Raw genomic sequence first — 19,085 nt, forward strand, 5'->3', positions numbered from 1 at the left:
ACAGGCCCGCTCAAGTCGACCAACTCTAACTCTCGACGTGCACTCACTGGAGCCACCCTCATGGCAGCATTGCAACAAATCACCGTTGACGCGCTCAAGCGCTCGGAATCCCAGCTTGCCGTTCAGTGGCACGCCGACCTTGAAGCCAGCGGCGCGACCCGCAATCTCAAAACCGAAGAGATCCGCCAGCAAGTTACCGACTTCCTGCGCCTGCTGACGTCGACCCTTGAGAAGGGTGGCTCGGTCAACATCACCACCACCGAGTGGGATGACGTTCGCCACTTTCTGGAAAAACTCTCCACCCAGCGTGCGTTGGCCGGTCAGGATTCCCAACAGACCGCCAGCTTCATCTTCGCCCTCAAAGGCCCGCTGTTCGCACAACTGCAGCGCGACTTCGCCGAGCAGCCCGCGCTGGTTGCCGAGCAAGTGATGCAGATCTCCGAACTGCTCGACGGCCTCGGCCTGCACACCATTCGCACCTATCAGAAGTCCCGCGAGGCGGTCATCAAGCGTCAGCAGGAAGAGCTGCTCGAGCTGTCCACCCCCGTGGTGAAGCTGTGGGACGGCGTTCTGGCGTTGCCGATGATCGGCACGCTGGATTCGCAACGCACCCAAGTGGTCATGGAATCCCTGTTGCAGCGCATCGTCGACACCGGCGCGGAAATCGCGATCATCGACATCACCGGCGTGCCGACCGTCGACACCCTGGTGGCCCAGCACTTGCTCAAGACCGTCACGGCGATTCGCCTGATGGGCGCCGATTGCATCATCAGCGGTGTACGTCCGCAGATTGCCCAAACCATCGTCCACCTGGGTCTGGACCTGCAAGGCGTTGTCACCAAAGCCAACCTCGCCGACGCGCTGGCACTGGCCCTGCGCCGTCTCGGCGTCACCATCACCAAGGCGGTATGAGCCCATGGAGCGCATCCCGATTCTGCAGATGGGCGACTTTCTGCTCGTCACTATCCAGGTGGACATGCATGACCAACTGGCGATGACGCTGCAGGACGACCTGTCCGAACGCATCAGCCGTACCTCGGCCCGTGGCGTGCTGATCGACATCTCTGCACTGGACATGGTCGATTCGTTCATTGGCCGGATGATCGGCATGATTTCCGGCCTGTCGCGGATCATGGACGCCGAAACCGTGCTGGTCGGCATGCAGCCTGCTGTCGCCATCACCCTGGTCGAACTGGGCATGACCCTGCCGGGCGTCAGCACTGCGCTGAACGTCGAGCGCGGCATGAAACTGCTGCGCGAGAGAGCCTATTCCCAATGAGCGTGCGCAGCAGCGGCACTCAACCCATTCGCATCGAGCAGGACGTTGTGCTCGCCCGCCAGACCGCTCGCAAGCTCGCCCAGGAATGCGGCATGCGCTTGATCGACCTGACCAAACTGGTGACAGCGGTCAGCGAGCTGGCGCGCAACACCATGGTCTATGGCGGCGGCGGTGACATGGACTGGCAGATCATCGAGGACGGCGTGCGCGTTGGCCTGAGCCTGACCTTTCGCGACGAAGGTCCGGGGATTCCTGACCTGAAGCTGGCGATGACCGACGGCTGGACCTCCGGCGGCGGTCTGGGCCTTGGTCTGACCGGTGCCAAGCGGCTGGTGGACGACTTCGAACTGGACACCGCGCCCGGCGCAGGTACACGTGTGACGATCTGCAAATGGACGTGAGCCTGCACAGCCACTTGACTCAGGTGTTGCCGATCGAGGACATCAGTCAGGTCGGCCACGCCCGACGCACCGCGCAAAAGCTCGCCGAACAGGCCGGGTTCGACGAGGCCGACTGCGGCCGCGTTGCGCTGGTCACCACGGAGCTGGCGAGCAACATCCTCAAGCACGCGCACAGCGGCGAATTGCACGTGCGTGTGCTGCCCGGCGATGTCTGCGGCGACGCATCGGCTGCGGTGCCGGGCGTCGAGATCATTGCCATCGACCGGGGCAAGGGTTTCGACGTGCAGAATTGCATGGCCGACGGCTTCTCCAGCCGTGGCACCCAGGGCATCGGCCTGGGGTCGATTCTGCGTCAGGCGCAAGTGTTCGACGTGCACAGCGACGCTCGCGGCAGCGCCCTGCTGGCGCGTTTCTTTCCGCGCAAAAGCGTGGTGAAGGACCTGCGCATGGGCATCACGCAGCAGTCGCTGCACGATGACCCGGCCTGCGGCGATGTGTGGGAAGTCGCAGTCAAGGGCCAACAGGTGGCGATCATGATGATCGACGGCCTGGGCCATGGCCCTGAGGCCGAAGAGGCCGGGATGGCTGGCGCCCGGGTGTTCATGCAAAATCCCTTCGCCGATCCTGGCGTGCTGCTGGAAGACCTGCACTTCGACATGCGCGGCAGCCGGGGCGGCGCTGTTGCCCTGGCGCTGTTTGACGGCGCGTCGGGCAAGCTGCGCTTTATCGGCATCGGCAATATCGGCGCGACGCTGATCGGCGACGACAAAACCCGGGGCATACCCTCGCACCCGGGCATTGTCGGCCTGCAATACCGGAAGATTCCGCCGATGGACTACGCCGACTGCACCGGTCAGTTGCTGATCATGTTCAGCGACGGCCTGCAATCGCGTTGGAATCTTCGCGACTATCCGGGTCTGATGTACCGACACCCGGCGATCATTGCAGCGGTGTTACACCGCGATTATTGCCGGGGCAGGGACGATGTAACGGTATTGGTGATGGCTCTGGAGACGCTCGATGACTGACAACACTGCCCGCGAGCCGCTCGAGGGCTCCCCCGCACTGGCGACCGAACTCGAGCTTCAACGCGTGCGAGCCGAAGCGGCAGCCCTTCGCGCCGAGCTCGACGAGACCAATCAGGGCGTACTTGCCCTGTACGGCGAGCTCGACATGCAGGCCGAGCAGCTGCGCCAGGCGTCGGACCTGAAAAGCCGTTTTCTGGCCTACATGAGCCATGAGTTCCGCACGCCGCTGGGTTCGATCCTGAGCATCGCCAGCCTGCTGTCCGACGAGTTGGACGGCACGTTGAGCCCGGAACAGCACAAGCAGGTCGCCTTTGTCAGCAACGCCGCGCGGGAATTGAGCGACATGGTCGACGACCTGCTCGACCTGGCGAAGATCGAAGCGGGCCGCATTACCATCTCGCCGGCGTGGTTTGACATGTTCGATCTCTTTTCGGCGTTGCGCGGGATGTTCCGGCCTATCGTCGACACCTCGGCCGTGGACCTCATCTTCGAAGAGCCCGCGGGTCTGCCGAGGCTCTACACCGATGATCAGAAGCTCGGGCAGATCCTGCGCAACTTCATTTCCAACTCCCTGAAATTCACCCAGCGCGGCGAAGTACGGGTCTCGGCGCGGCTGGAGTCCGAGGACTCGATTCGCTTTGCGGTGACCGACACCGGCATCGGCATTCCTCAGGAACTCCATGGCGCGCTGTTTGAGGATTTCATTCAGGTCGACTCGCCGCTGCAAAAACGCCTGCGCGGGACGGGGCTGGGCTTGTCCCTGTGCAAACGCTTCGCCGAATTGCTCGGTGGCCACGTGGGCGTGGAGAGCGAGCCGGGTGTCGGCTCGACGTTTTATGTGGTGATCCCGTTGGCACTGGCCCAGGAGCCTGCGGATGAAGCCTGAAACCCGGTTGCTGATCGTTGATGACAACACCGCGACCCGCTACGCCCTGCGTAGACGCATGGAGCGCCAGGGCTTTGTGGTATCGGAAGCCGGCACCGGCACCGAAGGCCTTGCGCTGATCGCCGAGCAGCTTCCCGACGCGCTGATCCTCGACGTCAACCTGCCGGACATGAGCGGCTTCGACATCGTTCGGCAGTTGCGCGCTGCGCCCCGCACGGCGCTGTTGCCGGTGGTTCACGTCTCTGCGGCCTCGATCCAGACCGGCGACATTGTGACCGGCCTTGAAGCCGGTGCGGACGCGTATCTGGTGCACCCGGTCGACCCCGACGTGCTGCTCGCCACCCTGCGCACACTGCTGCGGGTGCGGGATACCGAATACGCGTTGCGTGACAGCGAAGAGCGCTTTCGCGAAATTTTCGCCAACGTCTCGGCGCCGATTGCGGTGATGGACGGCCATCTGAAAGTCCACGAAGCCAACCACGCCTTTGCCCAGTTGCTGGGGCAGGCCGCTGGCGACAATTCGGTGCTGCGCAGCTTCAGCGACGACCAGGGCTCGGCGCTGGACGGGCTGCGTGAAGCACTGGAAGCGGGCGAGCGCTGGATGGGCACGCTGAGCATGCGGGTCAAGGGCGAGCTGCGCGAAACCGAATGGCAGGTGTCGCCGTATCGGGTCAGCGGCATGAGCCTGGTCTTCATCGAAGACGTCACCGAGCACCGCCGCCGCGAACAGTCGCATCTGCAGCAACTGGACTCGGTCAACAGCCGGCTTGCTCACGAAGTCGCCGAGCGCGCGCGGACCGAAGAGCAGTTGCTGCAGGCGCAGAAAATGGACGCCATCGGCAAGCTCACCGGCGGCATCGCCCACGACTTCAACAACCTCTTGACGGGCATCGTCACCGGGCTTGAGCTGATCAAGAAGCGCACCGAAGACGGTCGCACCGGAAAAGTCATGACCTACGCCGACGCTGCACTGGCCTCGGCGAAAAGCGCGTCGGCATTGACCCATCGTCTGCTGGCCTTTGCTCGTCAGCAGCCCCTCGACACCCGCGCTGCGGACGTCAATCAGTACGTGCGCTCCCTTGAAGACCTGCTGGGCCGCACCATCGGCAAAGGCATCTGCCTGACCCTTGAGCTGACGTCGCGCAGCGCCGTGGCAATGGTCGACGCCGGCCAGCTCGAAAGCGCCGTGCTCAATCTGGTGATCAACGCCCGTGACGCGTTGCCAACGGGCGGCAACATCTGGATCAGTACTTTCGAGACCTATTCCCAGGGTCATTCACGGATGGAGGATGGCGCGTACATCGCCCTGACCGTGCGCGATGATGGCGTTGGTATCGAGCATCACCTGATCGACAAAGTGTTCGACCCGTTCTTCACCACCAAGCCCATCGGCCAGGGCACTGGCCTTGGCCTGTCGACGATCTACGGTTTCGCCCGCCAGTCGGGCGGAGACGTGCAGATTCGCAGCGTGGTGGGGCACGGCACCGAGGTCACGCTGCTGCTGCCGGCGGCGGACGATCAGCGCGTCGAGCCGCAGCAGCCCGCAGCCGTCGCCGCGAAGGGGGCAGGGGAGCACGTACTGATCGTCGAAGACACGGCGTCGGTGCGTATGTTCGTCAATGAAGTCCTCACCGATGCCGGTTATCGCTGCACCCCGGTTGCCGATGTCGGCACGGCGCTGTCCTGCCTGGAGCACGACGGCACTATCGACCTGTTGCTCACCGACGTCGGTATGCCGGAAATGAACGGCCGCGAGGTTGCCCAGCGCGGCCGAAGCTGGCGTCCAGACCTGCCGGTGCTGTTCATGACCGGCTACGCCGAGAACGCGCTCAATCGGCAGGACTTTCTGGGCGAACGGATGGACATGATCCTGAAACCCTTCCAGTTGGTGGAATTTCTGTCGAAGGTGAGGGCCATGCTCGACAGCTGATGCGAATGGATGGGTTTTTTCGCGGCAATCAGTCAGTTCGGAGTGTTTGCGCCGTGCGCTTTTTGTTACCGTGTAGGCCATTTCCATCCGTGCCGCTCACCCGCACACCATGCCGACGCCGTTTGCCCAAACGTTGAAGGTTGAAGGAGCCAAACCTTGACCCTCAGCGACGACGGCCTGAAGAGCGCGATCGAGCATTGCGCCCGTGAACCGATTCAGATCCCTGGAAGCATTCAGCCCCAGGGTTTTCTGCTGGTCATCGACGAAGCGGCGTCCACGGTCATTCAGGTCAGCGCCAACGTCAGCGACTGGCTTGGGCTGGACCCGCCGTCATTGATCGGTGCCGCGCTCACCGGCGTCTTCGCCGAGCCTGAGCGCCTGCTCCAGCGCCTGCATGCCTTGCCTGAAGAAGAACAGAACCCGTTCCACATCGGTGAAGTGCGGTTCCTTTCGGGTTCCAGCGCGGGTCAGCCGATGACCATGATGGTCCATCGTCACGATCAGGTCCTGATCGCCGAGTTCGAGCCGGCCGGGGACATGAGTACCGCCTACGGCAACGTGTATCCGCTCATGCGCGGCTTCATCAGCCAGATGAATGAGCTGGAAACCATCGATGCGCTGTGTCAGCGCGCGGCGGACGAGGTCAAGCGCATTACCGGTTTCGGCCGGATCCTGGCCTACCATTTCGACGCGGACGGTAACGGCCTGGTCAGCGCCGAAGTGGCCGAGGACGGCTATGAAAGCATGCTCGGCCTGAGCTTCCCGGCCTCCGACGTGCCGGCCCAGGCCCGGGCGCTGTATCTGGCCAACCGTATTCGTGTCATCGAAGACGCCAACTACCAGGCGTCGGCGCTGATACCGAGCAACAATCCTCTGACCGGCGCGCCGCTGGACCTCACCTTCGCCACCCTGCGCGCCGTGTCGCCCGTGCATTTGCAGTACATGCGCAACATGCAGACGCTGGCGTCGATGTCGATCTCCATCGTGGTGCGCGGGCAGTTGTGGGGCCTGGTGTCCTGTCACCATGCCACGCCCCGGCGGGTCAGTTTCCAGACCCGCACTGCCTGTGAGCTGCTGGGCAGCGTGTTGTCGCTGCAGATCGAGAGCAAGGAAGCCCACGCCGACAACCAGCGCATGCTCAGCCTGCGGCGGCAGATCGTGCAGATGCTGGCGGCCATGGCCGACCTCGACAGCGTGACCGGGGGGCTGCGCTCCATGCCTCAGGTGTTGCTGGATTTTGTGGGCGCGACCGGTGCCGCGGTGATTTCCGGCGCCAGCGTCGATGCCTACGGAGAAACGCCCGACCGTGAGCAGCTTGTAAAACTCTCCGACTGGCTGGGCGACCGCGACCCCCATGGGGTCTTTCGCTCGGACAACGTCAGCCGCGACATTCCCGAACTGCCCGCGCTGGCGGCCTCGGTCAGCGGCGTGCTGGCAACGACGATCTCCGAACTGCATTCCAACTTCATCGTCTGGTTCCGGCCCGAACAGACCCGCGTGGTCAACTGGGCCGGCAAACCGGAGAAAAGTGTCAGTCCGAGCGGTTCGTTGAACCCGCGCAACAGCTTCGCCTTATGGCAGCAGACCATGGGCGGGTTTTCCCGGCCCTGGGACGACATGGACTGCGAAGCAGTGATCGAGCTGCGGGCGGCGGTGCTCGGCATCGTCCTGCGCAAGGCTGAAGAAATGGCCGCACTGGCCGATGAATTGAAGAAATCCAACAAAGAGCTCGAAGCGTTTTCCTACAGCGTGTCCCATGATCTGCGTGCGCCGTTGCGCCACATCGCCGGCTACGCCGAGCTGTTGAGCGACATTGAAGGCAGCAAGTTGTCCGAGCGCGGCGTGCGCTTCCTGGAGAACATCAGTGACTCGGCGCGGTTTGCCGGCACGCTGGTCGACAACCTGCTGAGCTTCTCGCATATGGGCCGTTCGGCGATGCGCTTTTCCGACGTTGACCTGAATGCCATGGTCGAGTCGATTCGCCGGGAAATGCTGCCCGATTACGAAGGCCGCGCGCTGGAGTGGAAGGTTTCCGAGCCGCTGCCCGTGGTCATTGCCGACGCGGCGTTCCTGCACCTGGCGATGCGCAACCTGTTGTCCAACGCGATCAAGTACACGCGCAATCAGGACCCGGCAGTGATCGAGGTGGGCAGTTACGAGGAAGACGGCAAGGTCGTGGTGTATATCCGCGATAACGGCGTCGGCTTCGACATGGCCTATGCCAGCAAGCTGTTCGGTGTGTTCCAGCGCCTGCACCGCATGGAAGAATTCGAAGGCACCGGCATAGGGCTGGCAAGCGTGCGACGGATTGTCGAGCGCCATGACGGCACCGTATGGGCGCACAGCCAGTTGGGCCATGGCGCCACCTTTTACTTTGCGCTGCCAAAGCGCGGTTCGACCGTAACCCTTTGAGTGTCCAAGGAGACGCCCAATGCTTAAGCCCATTCTTCTGGTGGAAGACAATCCCAACGATCTCGAGCTGACCCTTGTCGCTCTTGAGCGTAGCCAGTTGGCCAACGAAGTGATCGTTCTGCGTGACGGTGCCGAAGCGCTTGATTACCTGCTGCGCCGCAACCACCATCACGATCGTGTGGCAGGCAACCCCGCGGTGATGCTGCTGGACCTGAAGCTGCCGAAAGTCGATGGCCTTGAAGTGCTCAAGGTCATCCGCGAAACCGAAGAACTGCGCAGCATTCCCGTGGTCATGCTGACGTCTTCCCGCGAAGAACCCGATTTGAACCGCGCCTACTCGCTGGGTGTGAACGCTTACGTGGTCAAGCCGGTCGAATTCAAGGAATTCGTCTCGGCGATCTCGGATCTTGGCGTGTTCTGGGCCGTATTGAACGAGCCACCACCGGGTTCTCTGCGACTCGTACGCCGTCCGGGCTCATGATTCAGGGCTTTGCGGCACTGCCTGAACGCACGCCGCACGGGCCCTTTTTGGAACAATGACTTTTATCCATGTCGTTATCGCAGCTTAAATTGCTTTTGGTCGAAGACAGTTCGCTCGATGCGGAGCTGATTCTCCTCATCCTCGAAAACAGTGGGCTGAAGGTCGACGCCACGCTGGTCTACAACCACCAGGACGTGGAGCGCGAGTTGCTGGCCGCGCGCTTCGACCTCATTCTCAGCGACTATCTGCTGCCAGGCTCGTCCGGAGCGGATGTGCTCAATAGCGCATTGCGGCTGGCCCCGAAGACGCCTTTCATTTTTCTGTCCGGGATTTTCGGCGAGCAGCATGCCGTCGAGATGATGCGCATGGGCGCCATCGATTACGTGCTCAAGCAGAACATGAAGATGCTGCCCAAGGCGGTGGTGCGCGCGGTGTCGGAAGTGCAGGAGCGGGAGAAGCGCCTGCACGCCGAGAAGACGCTGCAAGTCGCGGAAGTGCGGGCGCATCTGGCGATCGAGGCGGCCGACATGGGGGTCTGGACGTATGACCCGCGCACCGACACGCTGCTGTGGGATGAGCGCTGTAAAACGCTTTACGGCGTAGGCGCCGACACCTCCGTCAGCCTGGCTCTCATGTTTCTGCTCTGCCATCCGCACGACCGCGATCACTTGCACAGCAAGGTCATGGCCGCGCTGACGGTGGATACCTCGTTTCAGATCGAGCACCGCCTGATTACAGATGACGGCGAGGAGCGCTGGGTGTTCTCCAATGGCCGCTCGCTGTTCGAAGACGGTCAGTGCGTGCGCTTTACCGGCGTCATGCAGGACATCACCGAACGCAAAAATGCGACCCAGGCGCTGCACCAGCTCAACGAAATCCTGGGCGAACGCGTCGTCCAGCGAACCCGCGAGCGCGACCGCACCTGGGAGCTGTCCCGGGAGCTGCTTGGCGTGCTGCATTTCGACATGACACCCATCGCCCTCAACCCGGCGTGGGAGGCAACGCTGGGCTGGAGTCGGGATGAGGTGGGACGCCAGCGTTTAAGCGAGCTGATTCACCCGGAGGATCTGGAGGCCACGTTGCGCGAAACCGCCAGCGTCGCCGAAGGCCATGTCTCGACGCGTTTCGTCAATCGCATGCGCCATACCGATGGCGGATTTCGCTGGTTGTCCTGGACCATCGTGCCGGACGACGGCCTGATGTACGCCGCGGTCCGCGACATTACCGGCGAGCGGGCGGTGGTGGACGAACTGGCGGCGACCAACAAGCGTCTGCGCGACCAGATCAAGGAACGTGAGCGCGTCGAGGCCGCCCTGCAGCAGATGCAGCGGCTCGAGGTAGTGGGCCAGTTGACCGCCGGCGTCGCTCACGACTTCAACAACTTGCTGACGGTGATCCTGACCAGCGCGAATTTCCTCAGCCGGGATCTGGAAAAAGGCGTGTTCACCAAGTCGCCGCAGCGCCTGCAGAACATCCGCGAAGCGGGCGAGCGGGGCGCCAAGCTCACCAGTCAGTTGCTGTCGTTCTCCCGTCGCCAGCGTCTTGAGCCCGTTGCGCTGAACCTCAACGACACGATTGATGGCATGCGCGAACTGCTGGGTCGAGCGTTGGGCGGCAGCGTCTGGGTGGAAACTGAACTGGCGGATGACCTGTGGAGTGCGCTGGTCGACCCGACGCAGACCGAGATGATCATCCTCAACCTGGCGATCAATGCCCGGGACGCCATGCCCCAGGGCGGGGAACTGCGCTTGAGCACCTGGAACGAGATGGTCTATCGCTTGCCGCAGCGTCCCGAAGATCCGGAGCCCGGCGCGTACGTGGTGTTGTCGGTGAGTGACTCCGGTTGCGGCATGAGTGCGGAAGTGCTGGCCAAGGCCTTCGAACCCTTCTTCACCACCAAGGCGGTGGGCAAGGGCTCGGGGCTGGGCCTGGCGCAGGTGTTCGGCTTTGCCAAACAGTCGGGCGGCGGCGTGAGCATCGACACCGCCGAAAACGCCGGCACCACGCTGCGGGTGTACCTGCCCAGTGTGGCGCGCACGGCGGTCCCGGTGGTCAGCGCCTCCGACATGCCCGGCCGCGCCGATGCGGACACCCAGCACCGCACGATTCTGCTGGTTGACGACGACCCGGACGTACGCTCGGTGACGGCGATGATGCTGGTCTCGCTGGGGTATTCGGTGGTCGAAGCGGACAGCGGCGACGAAGCGCTGAAGAAGCTCGACCCCGGCATCGAACTGCTGCTGACCGACTTCGCCATGCCTAACATGACCGGTGGCGAACTCGCGGAAATCGTCCGCCGCGATCACCCGCAGCTTCCGATCATGTTCATCACCGGCTTCGCCGACATCGACATCCTCGACGTCGACCCGAAGCTGATCGTGCAGAAGCCGTACAAGGAAGAAGAACTGGCGAACAAACTGGCGCATGTTTTGATGATGGCGTCAGTCCAGAATTCTGCGGGCTGAAGCCGCTCCTACCGGGATTGCACTCATCTGCACGGCCTGCGACGGGCTCCCATTGTAGGGCCGGCCTTAGCCGGGAAGGCGTCGGATGTCACACCGCGAAATGGTTGGTGTACGCACTGGCCTCTTCCCGGCGGAAGCCGGTCCTGCTCCAGATCGGGCACACCCGCACGGCTCGTGGTCCTGGCGGGATTTTGGGTACGCCGCCATTCCCTGTGGGAGCGAGCTTGCTCGCGAAGGGGCCATAACATGCCGCTGAACACCCATCGGCTGAAACATTCATCGGCTGAAACATCCCTCAATCATCCCGCGTCAGCACTTCCAGCAATTCAATTTCAAACACGAGATTCGAATGGGGTTTGATGTGCGCGCCCATCGAACGCTCGCCGTACGCCAGCGCCGCAGGCACCCGCAACGTGCGTTTGCCGCCGACCTTCATGCCCATCAGTCCGATGTCCCAGCCCTTGATCACCCGCCCGGTGCCGATGACGCACTGAAACGGCTTGCCGCGCCCCCATGAGGAATCAAACACGGTGCCGTCTTCCAGGGTGCCGGTGTATTGCGTGGTGATCAGCGCGCCTTTGACGACGGCCTTGCCGGTGCCTTCCTGCAGATCGATGATGCTTAGTTCTTCAGTCATGTTCCGGTTTCCACAGCGAGATGGCGGGAGATGCTAGTCAGCCAATCGCTCACAGGCAATGCTCCACGCCAATCCCACGCAAAAAAACGGCGCGCCCCTCACAGGGTCGCGCCGTTTTTCGTGGCTCTGAGGAGTCAGGTCTGACGGATCGGACCTGACGAATCAGGCCCCCTCATCACGCGATGACGTCAGTGCTCCACTCGCCATTCACCAGGCGCTTGAGGCCCAGCGGGTTGGCGTTTTGCAGCGCCGCCGGCAGCAGGCTGTCCGGGTAGTTCTGGTAGCAGACCGGGCGCAGGAAACGATCGATCGCCAAGGTGCCTACCGACGTACCGCGCGCATCGGAGGTCGCCGGGTAAGGACCGCCGTGAACCATGGCATCGGACACTTCAACACCGGTTGGGTAGCCGTTGACCAGGATGCGGCCGACTTTCTCTTCCAGCACCGGCACTAGCCACTGGTACTTCTGCAGGTCGGCGGTTTCGCCGATCAGCGTGGCGGTCAACTGGCCGCGCAGGGCCAGCAGTGCGGCTTTCAGTTCCGCGTCGTCCGCCACTTCGATCAGCAGCGTGGTCGGGCCGAATACTTCTTCCTGCAGCAATTCGTCGCCGTTCAGCAACATGCTGACGTCAGCCTTGAACAGCTGAGCCTGGGCCTGCTTGCCTTCCTGCGGCTTGCCGGCCAGGTGCGTGACGCTCTTGTGCGCCAGTAGCTTCTCGACGCCTTTGCTGTAGCTGCGCAGGCCGCCTTCGTTGAGCATGGTCTGGGGTGGCTGACCGCCCATGTGCTCGGTCAGTTGCTCGGTGAACGCGGTCAGGGCAGGGGAACGAATGCCGATCACCACGCCCGGGTTGGTGCAGAACTGGCCTGCGCCCATGACCACGGAAGCGGCGAGTTCGCCAGCGATGGCAGTGCCGCGAGCCGTCAGCGCGCCGGGCAGCAGGACCACCGGGTTGATGCTCGACATTTCGGCGAACACCGGAATCGGCTGCGGACGCTCGGACGCCAGTTTGCACAGGGCGTTACCGCCATGCAGCGAACCGGTGAAACCCACGGCCTGAATGGCCGGGTGCTTGACCAGGCCTTCGCCGACGCCGCTGCCGAAGATCATGTTGAACACGCCCTTTGGCATGCCGGTCTTTTCGGCGGCGCGAACGATGGCGTTACCCACCAGATCAGCCGTCGCCATGTGGCCGCTGTGGGCTTTCACCACAACCGGGCAACCGGCGGCGAGTGCCGAAGCGGTGTCGCCACCAGCGGTGGAGAACGCCAGCGGGAAGTTACTGGCGCCGAACACGGCCACCGGGCCCACGCCGATGCGCTGCTGGCGCAGGTCGACGCGTGGCAGCGGCTTGCGATCCGGCAGCGCTTGGTCGATACGCGCGCCAAGGAAGTCGCCGCGACGCAGGACTTTGGCGAACAGGCGCATCTGGCCGGAGGTACGGCCACGCTCGCCCTGGATACGACCGGCCGGCAGCGCGGTTTCCTGGCAAACGAGGGCCACGAAATCGTCGCCCAGGGCGTCGAGTTCGTCAGCAATGGCATCAAGGAACTCGGCACGGCGGGCCGGGCTCAACTGGCGGAATTCAAGGAAGGCGTCTTTGGCGGCCGAGGCAGCGGCGTCGATTTCTGCGTCGGTGGCCTGATGGAAAGCGTAAGGCAGTGCTTCGCCAGTGGTGGCGTCGAGGCTTTTATGGCGTGCTTCGCCGAGGCCACTGCGGGCGCCGCCGATGAAGTTCTGACCGAGAACGGTAGGCATCTGCTTCTCCTGTTATTTTTGGGGCGAATCGATCAGGCGTTTAGCCTGATGGAGGAATTCGAAATCGTATGAAGCGTAGCGGCGACGAGCTCAGGGCTCATCGCAAAGTCGACAGTCATCATACAACTGCATTTTTTCAGCCGCAAGGCGCGCAGCCGTAAGGGGGCTGAGCAACGCCCGGCCATCAAAATAGCCGGGCGTTGAGCGGTGATCAACGTTCGTCAGGCAGTCATACCCGATCAATAATTCGATCAGGCGTTCGGCTCGTCCGTGTTGATGTACTCAGGCACCTTGGCCAGCGGCAGGCGACGGGCTTGCTCGATGCTGATGCCGGGGCGTTCCGGCAGGGGCTCGAGCTTCTGCGGCTGGCCGGTGGTCAGCGCGCGTTCGATGGCCTCGACCACCCGCACGTCGCGCCAGCCTTCGTCGCCGTCCGGCTCAGGTTCGCGGTCCTGCAGGATGCAGTCGGAGAAGTACTGGGTCTCGCCGCCGAACTGGTCGACCACCGGGTGGGTGTGCTCGGTGGTCTGGCCGTCGATGATCGCCCGGTAACCGATCGCCACGCCTTCGCCGAAACCGAAGCAGGGCGAGGCTTCAAACTCACCTTTGGTGCCGATCAGCTGGAAACGCTCGGTGGACGGCAGGCTGTAACTCACGGTGAAGGTGGCCAGGCGCTCTTCGGCAAAGCGCAGCGTCACGTTGACCGTGTCAAACGTATTGATTTCACGGCCCGGGGTCTTGATGCCGACGGCGTGAACCTCAATCGGTTCGGCGGCAAACAGGTTGCGCACGGCGTTGATCGGGTACGGACCCATGTCGGCCACGGGACCGGCGTCGAAGCCGCTCTGCATGCGGTGGTTGGCCGGGTCGGTGGTCTGGGCGAAGGTCGCGGTGAACAGGCGCAGATCGCCAAGGTCGCCGGCGCGCACGCGGTGGACCATTTCGACGGTGCCGGGCTCGAAGTGCAGGCGGTAGGCGACCATCAGTTTGGCGCCGGAGCGCTTGGCGGCTTCGGCGATGGCCAGGCAGTCTTCTTCGTTGGCGGCCATGGGCTTTTCGAGCAGCACGTGGACGCCGGCTTCGAGTGCCGGAACGGCGAATTCGCGGTGGCGGAAGTTGGGGGTTGCCAGGTAGATGGCGTCGATTTCGCCGGAGTTGAGCAGGGTGTCGAATTCGTCGTAGTGGTAGCTTTTGAGGTCGTAGAGTGCCGCGAGTTGGTCGGCCTTGACGGGGTCGCCGGTGACGAGGGCGGTCATGACGGAGTTGTCGGTTTGTTCGAGTCCCGGCATGAATGCGCCTTGGGAGATCCAGCCTCCAGCGACCACTGCGTAGCGGATTTTGCCGTTTGCGTCTGGCATGTATAAGCCTCCATTTCTCAGCGGACGGTGTGTCCGGCAGCTCTGTAGTCGGCAGGTTCCGGGGTTAGAAGTTCAATCCAATCGTTGGTCGCTTTTCAAGATCTAGATCTAGATCAAGATCAAGAGCGTCTGCCTGGTGGCAGACATTTCGCCTTCGGCGAGTTACTTGGAAAAGCACCCCAAGTAACCAAGGGTGCTTGCTCCTGGTTGGGCCCCTCCTGCGTCGGGGTTCCTTCACTCCGGTCTCGCTCCGTGGGCCCGCGCCGAACGGGCATCCATGCCCTGACGGCGCTCTCGCCGCATCCATGCGGCTCGGCCCACTGCGCGAGACCTGCGTTCAGCCTGCACCCAAGTCGCGATTGTCGTCGTCTGAGCGTTATGTGTATGAAGATCAAGATCAATAGCTTACCGGCTGACGCCGGTCCCACAGGGTGTACGCGGTCTGCTGTTAGTGGGACCGGCTTTAGCCGGGAAGCCTTTGATCTTGATCGTGCCCACGCTCTGCGTGGGAATGCATCCCATGACGCTCCGCGTCACCGGTCTCACTGATGCAACGCGCGCTGTTAGTGGGACCGGCTTCAGCCGGGAAGAGGCCGGTGTGAGCACCCTCAACTTCCCTGATCAACCAAACCCCATCAACAGGTCCCGCAACCGATCCAGCGCCGGGTCGATGTCGAGGAGGTCAATCGCACCAAAGCCCAGCATCAGCCCAGCGCGGGGTGGTGCGTCGATGTAGAAACCGTGGAGGGGGTAGATGCCCAGGGCCATATCCCGAGCGCGGTCGACCAGGATGTGCAGGTCGATCGCCGGCAGCAGCGAGGGCTTGAGCATGACCGCCATGTGAAACCCCGCCGTGCACGGGATGGTTTCCAGCCAGGGCGCCAGGTCGCCGGCGATGCGTGACAGGATGCGTTCGCGGCGCCCGGCGTAGGTGCTGTGGCAGCGGCGGATGTGCTTGTTGAGCAGGCCTTCGCTGATGAATTTGCTCAGCGCCCATTGCGGCAGGGTCGAGGTGTGCCAGTCGGTCAGTTGCTTGGCTTTGATCACCGCTTCGAGGATTGCCGCCGGCAGCACGGCGTACCCCAGGCGCAGTTCCGGCAGCAGGGTTTTCGAGAAGGTGCCGACGTAGGCGACGACGCCGTGCTCGTCCATGCTTTGCAGCGAGTCAGTGGGACGGCCTTCGTAGCGGAATTCGCTGTCGTAGTCGTCTTCGATGATGATCGCGCCGATGCGCCGGGCCTTCTCCAGCAGGGCGTGGCGGCGCGCGAGGCTCATGGGCATGCCCAGCGGCATCTGGTGGGACGGAGTGACGTAGATGGCGCAGACGTTGTCCGGGATTTCATCAACGATGATGCCTTCGCTGTCGACCGGCACACCGGCCACCTCGGCCCCTTGAGCGGCAAACAGCAGGCGCGCGGGTGTGTAGCCGGGGTCTTCCACGGCCACGCGGCTGCCAGGTTCGATCAGCACGCGGGCGATCAGGTCCAGTGCCTGTTGCGCGCCATTGCACACCACCACGTCATCGGCCCCGCAGCGGACGCCGCGGGCAAAGGCGATGTGCCCGGCAATGGCGGCGCGCAGGGCAGGCAGGCCTTCGGGCTGGCTGTAGAAGCCGCGTTCGGTGGACATCTGCCGCACTGCGTGGTGCACGCAGCGCCGCCATTCGTCATGGGGGAACTGGGTTTTCGCCGTCGCGCCGCCGAGAAAATCGTAGCGCAGGGTGCCCGCGCGGGTCGGGTGGCGCAGGGGCAGGGAGATGCGCTCCCATTTCGCCACGATGTGGGCGCTGGCCAGTTGGGAAGGCGCCGGCCGAGGCGGGCTGTAAGCGCTCAAGGCGTTGACGAACGTACCGCTGCCGACCTTGCCGACGAGGTAGTTTTCGTAGGTCAGTCGGCTGTAGGTGTCGGAAATGGTTTTGCGCGACAACCCCAGCTGCGCCGCCAGCAGGCGACTGGGCGGTAATTGAACACCCGCTGCCAGCCGGCCGGACACGATACTGTCGCGCAGCTGTTCATAGACTTGATGGGCGAGGTCCTTGCGGCCCTCGATAACGATGTGTAATTCCACGCAAACCCCTGAACAGCGCCGGCAGTGCGGATGCACACCGGTGGATTTTAGCCAGTGCAGCCGCGCGCGTCACAGCAACCGATGCAACGTTTACGCACCAAGGTGCTCTTAGAGTTAGGCATAAACCTGACACGCACAGGCAGGACGGTCCGGACAGCGCTCGCAGAGCCCTGGGCCGCCGCTCCCATCCACTTGAAGATGGAACCCCGAACACATGACCACCCCGGACAAGCAGTACGTGGAATGGCTGGTTGAGCAATCGATGCTCAACGCCGCAAAGCAACGCGCAAAGCTGTATGGCGGCCAGGGCCGTCTCTGGCAGCGGCCTTACGCCCAGGCCCGTCCACGGGACGCTTCGGCCATCGGCTCGGTCTGGTTCACCGCCTACCCGGCGTCGATCATCACCCGCGATGGCAGCTCGGTGCTCGAAGCGCTGGGCGATGAGCAGCTCTGGCACGCGCTGTCGGAAATCGGCATCCAGGGCATTCACAACGGCCCGTTGAAAGCCTCCGGCGGTTTGAAAGGCCGCGAGCGCACCCCAAGCATCGACGGCAACTTCGACCGCATCAGCTTCGAGGTGGATTCGTCCCTGGGCACCGACGCTCAGTTTCTCAACCTCAGCCGCATCGCCGCCGCCCACAACGCGATTGTCGTCGATGACGTGATCCCGTCCCACACCGGCAAGGGCGCGGACTTCCGCCTGGCCGAGATGGCCTACGAAGAGTACCCGGGCCTCTACCACATGGTGGAGATCAAGGAAGAAGACTGGTCGCTGCTGCCGGAAGTCCCGGCCGGCCGCGACGCCGTCAACCTGCAGCCTGCTACCGTCGATGCGCTGCGCGACAAGCATTACATCGTCGGCCAGTTGCAGCGGGTGATCTTCTTCGAACCCGGCGTCAAGGAGACCGACTGGAGCGCCACGCCCGTTGTCACCGGCGTCGACGGCAAAGACCGTCGCTGGGTCTATCTGCATTACTTCAAAGAAGGCCAGCCGTCGCTGAACTGGCTGGACCCGAGCTTTGCCGCGCAGCAGATGATCATCGGCGACGCCTTGCACGCCATTGACGTAATGGGCGCGCGAGTCTTGCGTCTGGACGCCAACGGCTTCCTCGGCGTCGAGCGCAAGGCCGACGGCACGGCGTGGTCCGAGAGCCACCCGCTGTCGATCACCGGCAACCAGTTGCTCGCCGGCGCGATTCGCAAGGCCGGTGGTTTCAGCTTCCAGGAGCTGAACCTGACCATCGACGACATTGCGGCGATGTCCCACGGCGGCGCCGATCTGTCCTACGACTTCATCACCCGTCCGGCGTATCAGCACGCGCTGTTGACCGGCCGTACGGAGTTCCTGCGGCTGATGCTGCGTCAGGTGCATGAGTTCGGCATCGACCCTGCGTCGCTGATTCACGCGCTTCAGAACCACGATGAACTGACCCTGGAGCTGGTGCATTTCTGGACGCTGCATGCCCACGATCAGTACCTGTATCAGGGCCAGACGTTCCCGGGCAACATCCTGCGCGAGCACATCCGCGAGGAGATGTACGAGCGTCTGGCCGGGGAGCACGCACCGTACAACTTGAAGTTCGTCACCAACGGCGTGTCTTGCACCACCGCAAGCATCATCACCGCAGCGCTGGGCATTCGCGAGCTGGACAGCATGACCGCCGCCGACATCGACAAGATCCAGCACATTCATTTGCTGCTGGTGATGTTCAACGCCATGCAGCCGGGCGTGTTCGCGCTGTCGGGCTGGGACTTGGTGGGCGCGTTGCCGCTGCCGGCCGAGCAGGTAGAGCACCTGATGGGTGACGGCGATACACGCTGGATCCATCGCGGTGGCTATGACCTGGTCGACATGGACCCGGACTGCGAGATCTCGGAGGGCGGCATGCCACGGGCTCGCGCGCTCTACGGCAGCCTCGTCGAGCAGTTGAAGCGGCCGGATTCGTTCGCCTCGCAGCTGAAGAAACTGCTGGCCGTACGCCGCGCCTACGACATCGCTGCCAGCCGGCAGATTCTGATTCCGGATGTCGAACACCCGGGGCTGCTGATCATGGTTCACGAACTGCCAGCCGGAAAGGGCACGCAGATCACCGCGCTGAACTTCAGCGCGGAGGCCATCGTCGAGACCCTGCACCTGCCGGGCATTGCACCGGGGCCGGTGGTGGACATCATCAACGAGCGGGTCGAAGGCGACCTGACCGAGGAGGGGGATTTCACCATTACGCTGGACGCCTATGAAGGCCTGGCGCTGCGCGTGGTGAGCATGGCGGCACCGATGATGTAAACGGGCCTTGCTTAGTGGGACCGGCTTCAGCCGGGAAAGCGTCAGTCGCCACACCGCGGAAGTGAGGGTGTACGGACTGGCCTCTTCCCGGCTGAAGC

14 protein-coding genes are annotated in these 19,085 nt (G+C 63.3%); 10 read left to right on the plus strand and 4 right to left on the minus strand.

What is annotated here, in order from left to right:
• Window positions 1-60 precede the first annotated feature (60 nt).
• The 9 genes from QWI20_RS13315 to QWI20_RS13355 all read left to right on the plus strand — a co-directional run bounded on the left by QWI20_RS13315 (window position 61) and on the right by QWI20_RS13355 (window position 10,882).
• Entirely contained in the window at window positions 61-912 is an 852-nt protein-coding gene (locus tag QWI20_RS13315; RefSeq protein WP_369305878.1) for an STAS domain-containing protein, read from the plus strand.
• Between the two features lie 4 nt (window positions 913-916).
• A complete protein-coding gene (locus QWI20_RS13320; RefSeq protein ID WP_192172051.1) occupies window positions 917-1,279 on the plus strand; it encodes an STAS domain-containing protein in 363 nt (120 codons plus the stop codon).
• Window positions 1,276-1,680, plus strand: a complete 405-nt coding sequence (locus QWI20_RS13325; RefSeq protein WP_369305879.1) for an anti-sigma regulatory factor — start codon at window positions 1,276-1,278, stop codon at window positions 1,678-1,680. Before QWI20_RS13320 ends, QWI20_RS13325 begins: the two co-directional genes overlap by 4 nt.
• Window positions 1,671-2,708, plus strand: coding sequence for an ATP-binding protein (locus tag QWI20_RS13330; RefSeq protein WP_369305880.1), 1,038 nt, complete (start codon window positions 1,671-1,673; stop codon window positions 2,706-2,708). Before QWI20_RS13325 ends, QWI20_RS13330 begins: the two co-directional genes overlap by 10 nt.
• Window positions 2,701-3,594, plus strand: coding sequence for a sensor histidine kinase (locus tag QWI20_RS13335; RefSeq protein ID WP_369305881.1), 894 nt, complete (start codon window positions 2,701-2,703; stop codon window positions 3,592-3,594). Before QWI20_RS13330 ends, QWI20_RS13335 begins: the two co-directional genes overlap by 8 nt.
• Window positions 3,584-5,524 carry a response regulator gene (locus QWI20_RS13340; protein ID WP_369305882.1) on the plus strand — a complete coding sequence of 647 codons (1,941 nt, stop codon included), beginning with the start codon at window positions 3,584-3,586 and terminating at the stop codon, window positions 5,522-5,524. Before QWI20_RS13335 ends, QWI20_RS13340 begins: the two co-directional genes overlap by 11 nt.
• Before the next feature lie 156 nt (window positions 5,525-5,680).
• On the plus strand, window positions 5,681-7,936 hold the full coding sequence (locus tag QWI20_RS13345; protein ID WP_369305883.1) for an ATP-binding protein: 2,256 nt from the start codon (window positions 5,681-5,683) through the stop codon (window positions 7,934-7,936).
• 19 nt (window positions 7,937-7,955) lie between these two features.
• Window positions 7,956-8,417, plus strand: coding sequence for a response regulator (locus QWI20_RS13350; protein WP_369305884.1), 462 nt, complete (start codon window positions 7,956-7,958; stop codon window positions 8,415-8,417).
• Window positions 8,418-8,485: 68 nt separating this feature from the next.
• On the plus strand, window positions 8,486-10,882 hold the full coding sequence (locus QWI20_RS13355; RefSeq protein ID WP_369305885.1) for a response regulator: 2,397 nt from the start codon (window positions 8,486-8,488) through the stop codon (window positions 10,880-10,882).
• Between the two features lie 295 nt (window positions 10,883-11,177).
• Here the strand turns inward: QWI20_RS13355 and QWI20_RS13360 are convergent, their stop codons facing one another.
• The 4 genes from QWI20_RS13360 to QWI20_RS13375 all read right to left on the minus strand — a co-directional run bounded on the left by QWI20_RS13360 (window position 11,178) and on the right by QWI20_RS13375 (window position 16,703).
• Complete coding sequence (locus QWI20_RS13360) at window positions 11,178-11,519, minus strand: FKBP-type peptidyl-prolyl cis-trans isomerase (protein WP_369305887.1); 342 nt, start codon at window positions 11,517-11,519, stop codon at window positions 11,178-11,180.
• Between the two features lie 175 nt (window positions 11,520-11,694).
• Window positions 11,695-13,278 carry an aldehyde dehydrogenase (NADP(+)) gene (locus QWI20_RS13365; RefSeq protein ID WP_369305888.1) on the minus strand — a complete coding sequence of 528 codons (1,584 nt, stop codon included), beginning with the start codon at window positions 13,276-13,278 and terminating at the stop codon, window positions 11,695-11,697.
• 251 nt (window positions 13,279-13,529) lie between these two features.
• Window positions 13,530-14,636 (minus strand): Gfo/Idh/MocA family protein, encoded by a 1,107-nt coding sequence (locus tag QWI20_RS13370; RefSeq protein ID WP_369305889.1) that lies wholly within the window; start codon window positions 14,634-14,636, stop codon window positions 13,530-13,532.
• A 621-nt stretch (window positions 14,637-15,257) separates the two neighbouring features.
• On the minus strand, window positions 15,258-16,703 hold the full coding sequence (locus QWI20_RS13375; protein WP_369305890.1) for a PLP-dependent aminotransferase family protein: 1,446 nt from the start codon (window positions 16,701-16,703) through the stop codon (window positions 15,258-15,260).
• 214 nt (window positions 16,704-16,917) lie between these two features.
• Here QWI20_RS13375 and treS point away from each other — a divergent pair, with 214 nt between their 5' ends.
• A complete protein-coding gene (gene treS, locus QWI20_RS13380; protein ID WP_369305892.1) occupies window positions 16,918-18,987 on the plus strand; it encodes a maltose alpha-D-glucosyltransferase in 2,070 nt (689 codons plus the stop codon).
• Window positions 18,988-19,085 lie beyond the last annotated feature (98 nt).

Source organism: Pseudomonas sp. W2-17 (assembly GCF_041060445.1).
Taxonomy (GTDB): domain Bacteria; phylum Pseudomonadota; class Gammaproteobacteria; order Pseudomonadales; family Pseudomonadaceae; genus Aquipseudomonas.

What these genes read in the sequence shown, in the direction of transcription:
- QWI20_RS13335 (WP_369305881.1), top strand. Translation starts at nt 2,701, where the DNA reads ATGACTGACAACACTGCCCGCGAGCCGCTCGAGGGCTCCCCCGCACTG.
- QWI20_RS13370 (WP_369305889.1), bottom strand. Translation starts at nt 14,636, where the DNA reads ATGCCAGACGCAAACGGCAAAATCCGCTACGCAGTGGTCGCTGGAGGC.
- QWI20_RS13315 (WP_369305878.1), top strand. Translation starts at nt 61, where the DNA reads ATGGCAGCATTGCAACAAATCACCGTTGACGCGCTCAAGCGCTCGGAA.
- QWI20_RS13320 (WP_192172051.1), top strand. Translation starts at nt 917, where the DNA reads ATGGAGCGCATCCCGATTCTGCAGATGGGCGACTTTCTGCTCGTCACT.
- QWI20_RS13325 (WP_369305879.1), top strand. Translation starts at nt 1,276, where the DNA reads ATGAGCGTGCGCAGCAGCGGCACTCAACCCATTCGCATCGAGCAGGAC.
- QWI20_RS13355 (WP_369305885.1), top strand. Translation starts at nt 8,486, where the DNA reads ATGTCGTTATCGCAGCTTAAATTGCTTTTGGTCGAAGACAGTTCGCTC.
- QWI20_RS13330 (WP_369305880.1), top strand. Translation starts at nt 1,671, where the DNA reads ATGGACGTGAGCCTGCACAGCCACTTGACTCAGGTGTTGCCGATCGAG.
- QWI20_RS13365 (WP_369305888.1), bottom strand. Translation starts at nt 13,278, where the DNA reads ATGCCTACCGTTCTCGGTCAGAACTTCATCGGCGGCGCCCGCAGTGGC.
- treS (WP_369305892.1), top strand. Translation starts at nt 16,918, where the DNA reads ATGACCACCCCGGACAAGCAGTACGTGGAATGGCTGGTTGAGCAATCG.
- QWI20_RS13360 (WP_369305887.1), bottom strand. Translation starts at nt 11,519, where the DNA reads ATGACTGAAGAACTAAGCATCATCGATCTGCAGGAAGGCACCGGCAAG.
- QWI20_RS13350 (WP_369305884.1), top strand. Translation starts at nt 7,956, where the DNA reads ATGCTTAAGCCCATTCTTCTGGTGGAAGACAATCCCAACGATCTCGAG.
- QWI20_RS13340 (WP_369305882.1), top strand. Translation starts at nt 3,584, where the DNA reads ATGAAGCCTGAAACCCGGTTGCTGATCGTTGATGACAACACCGCGACC.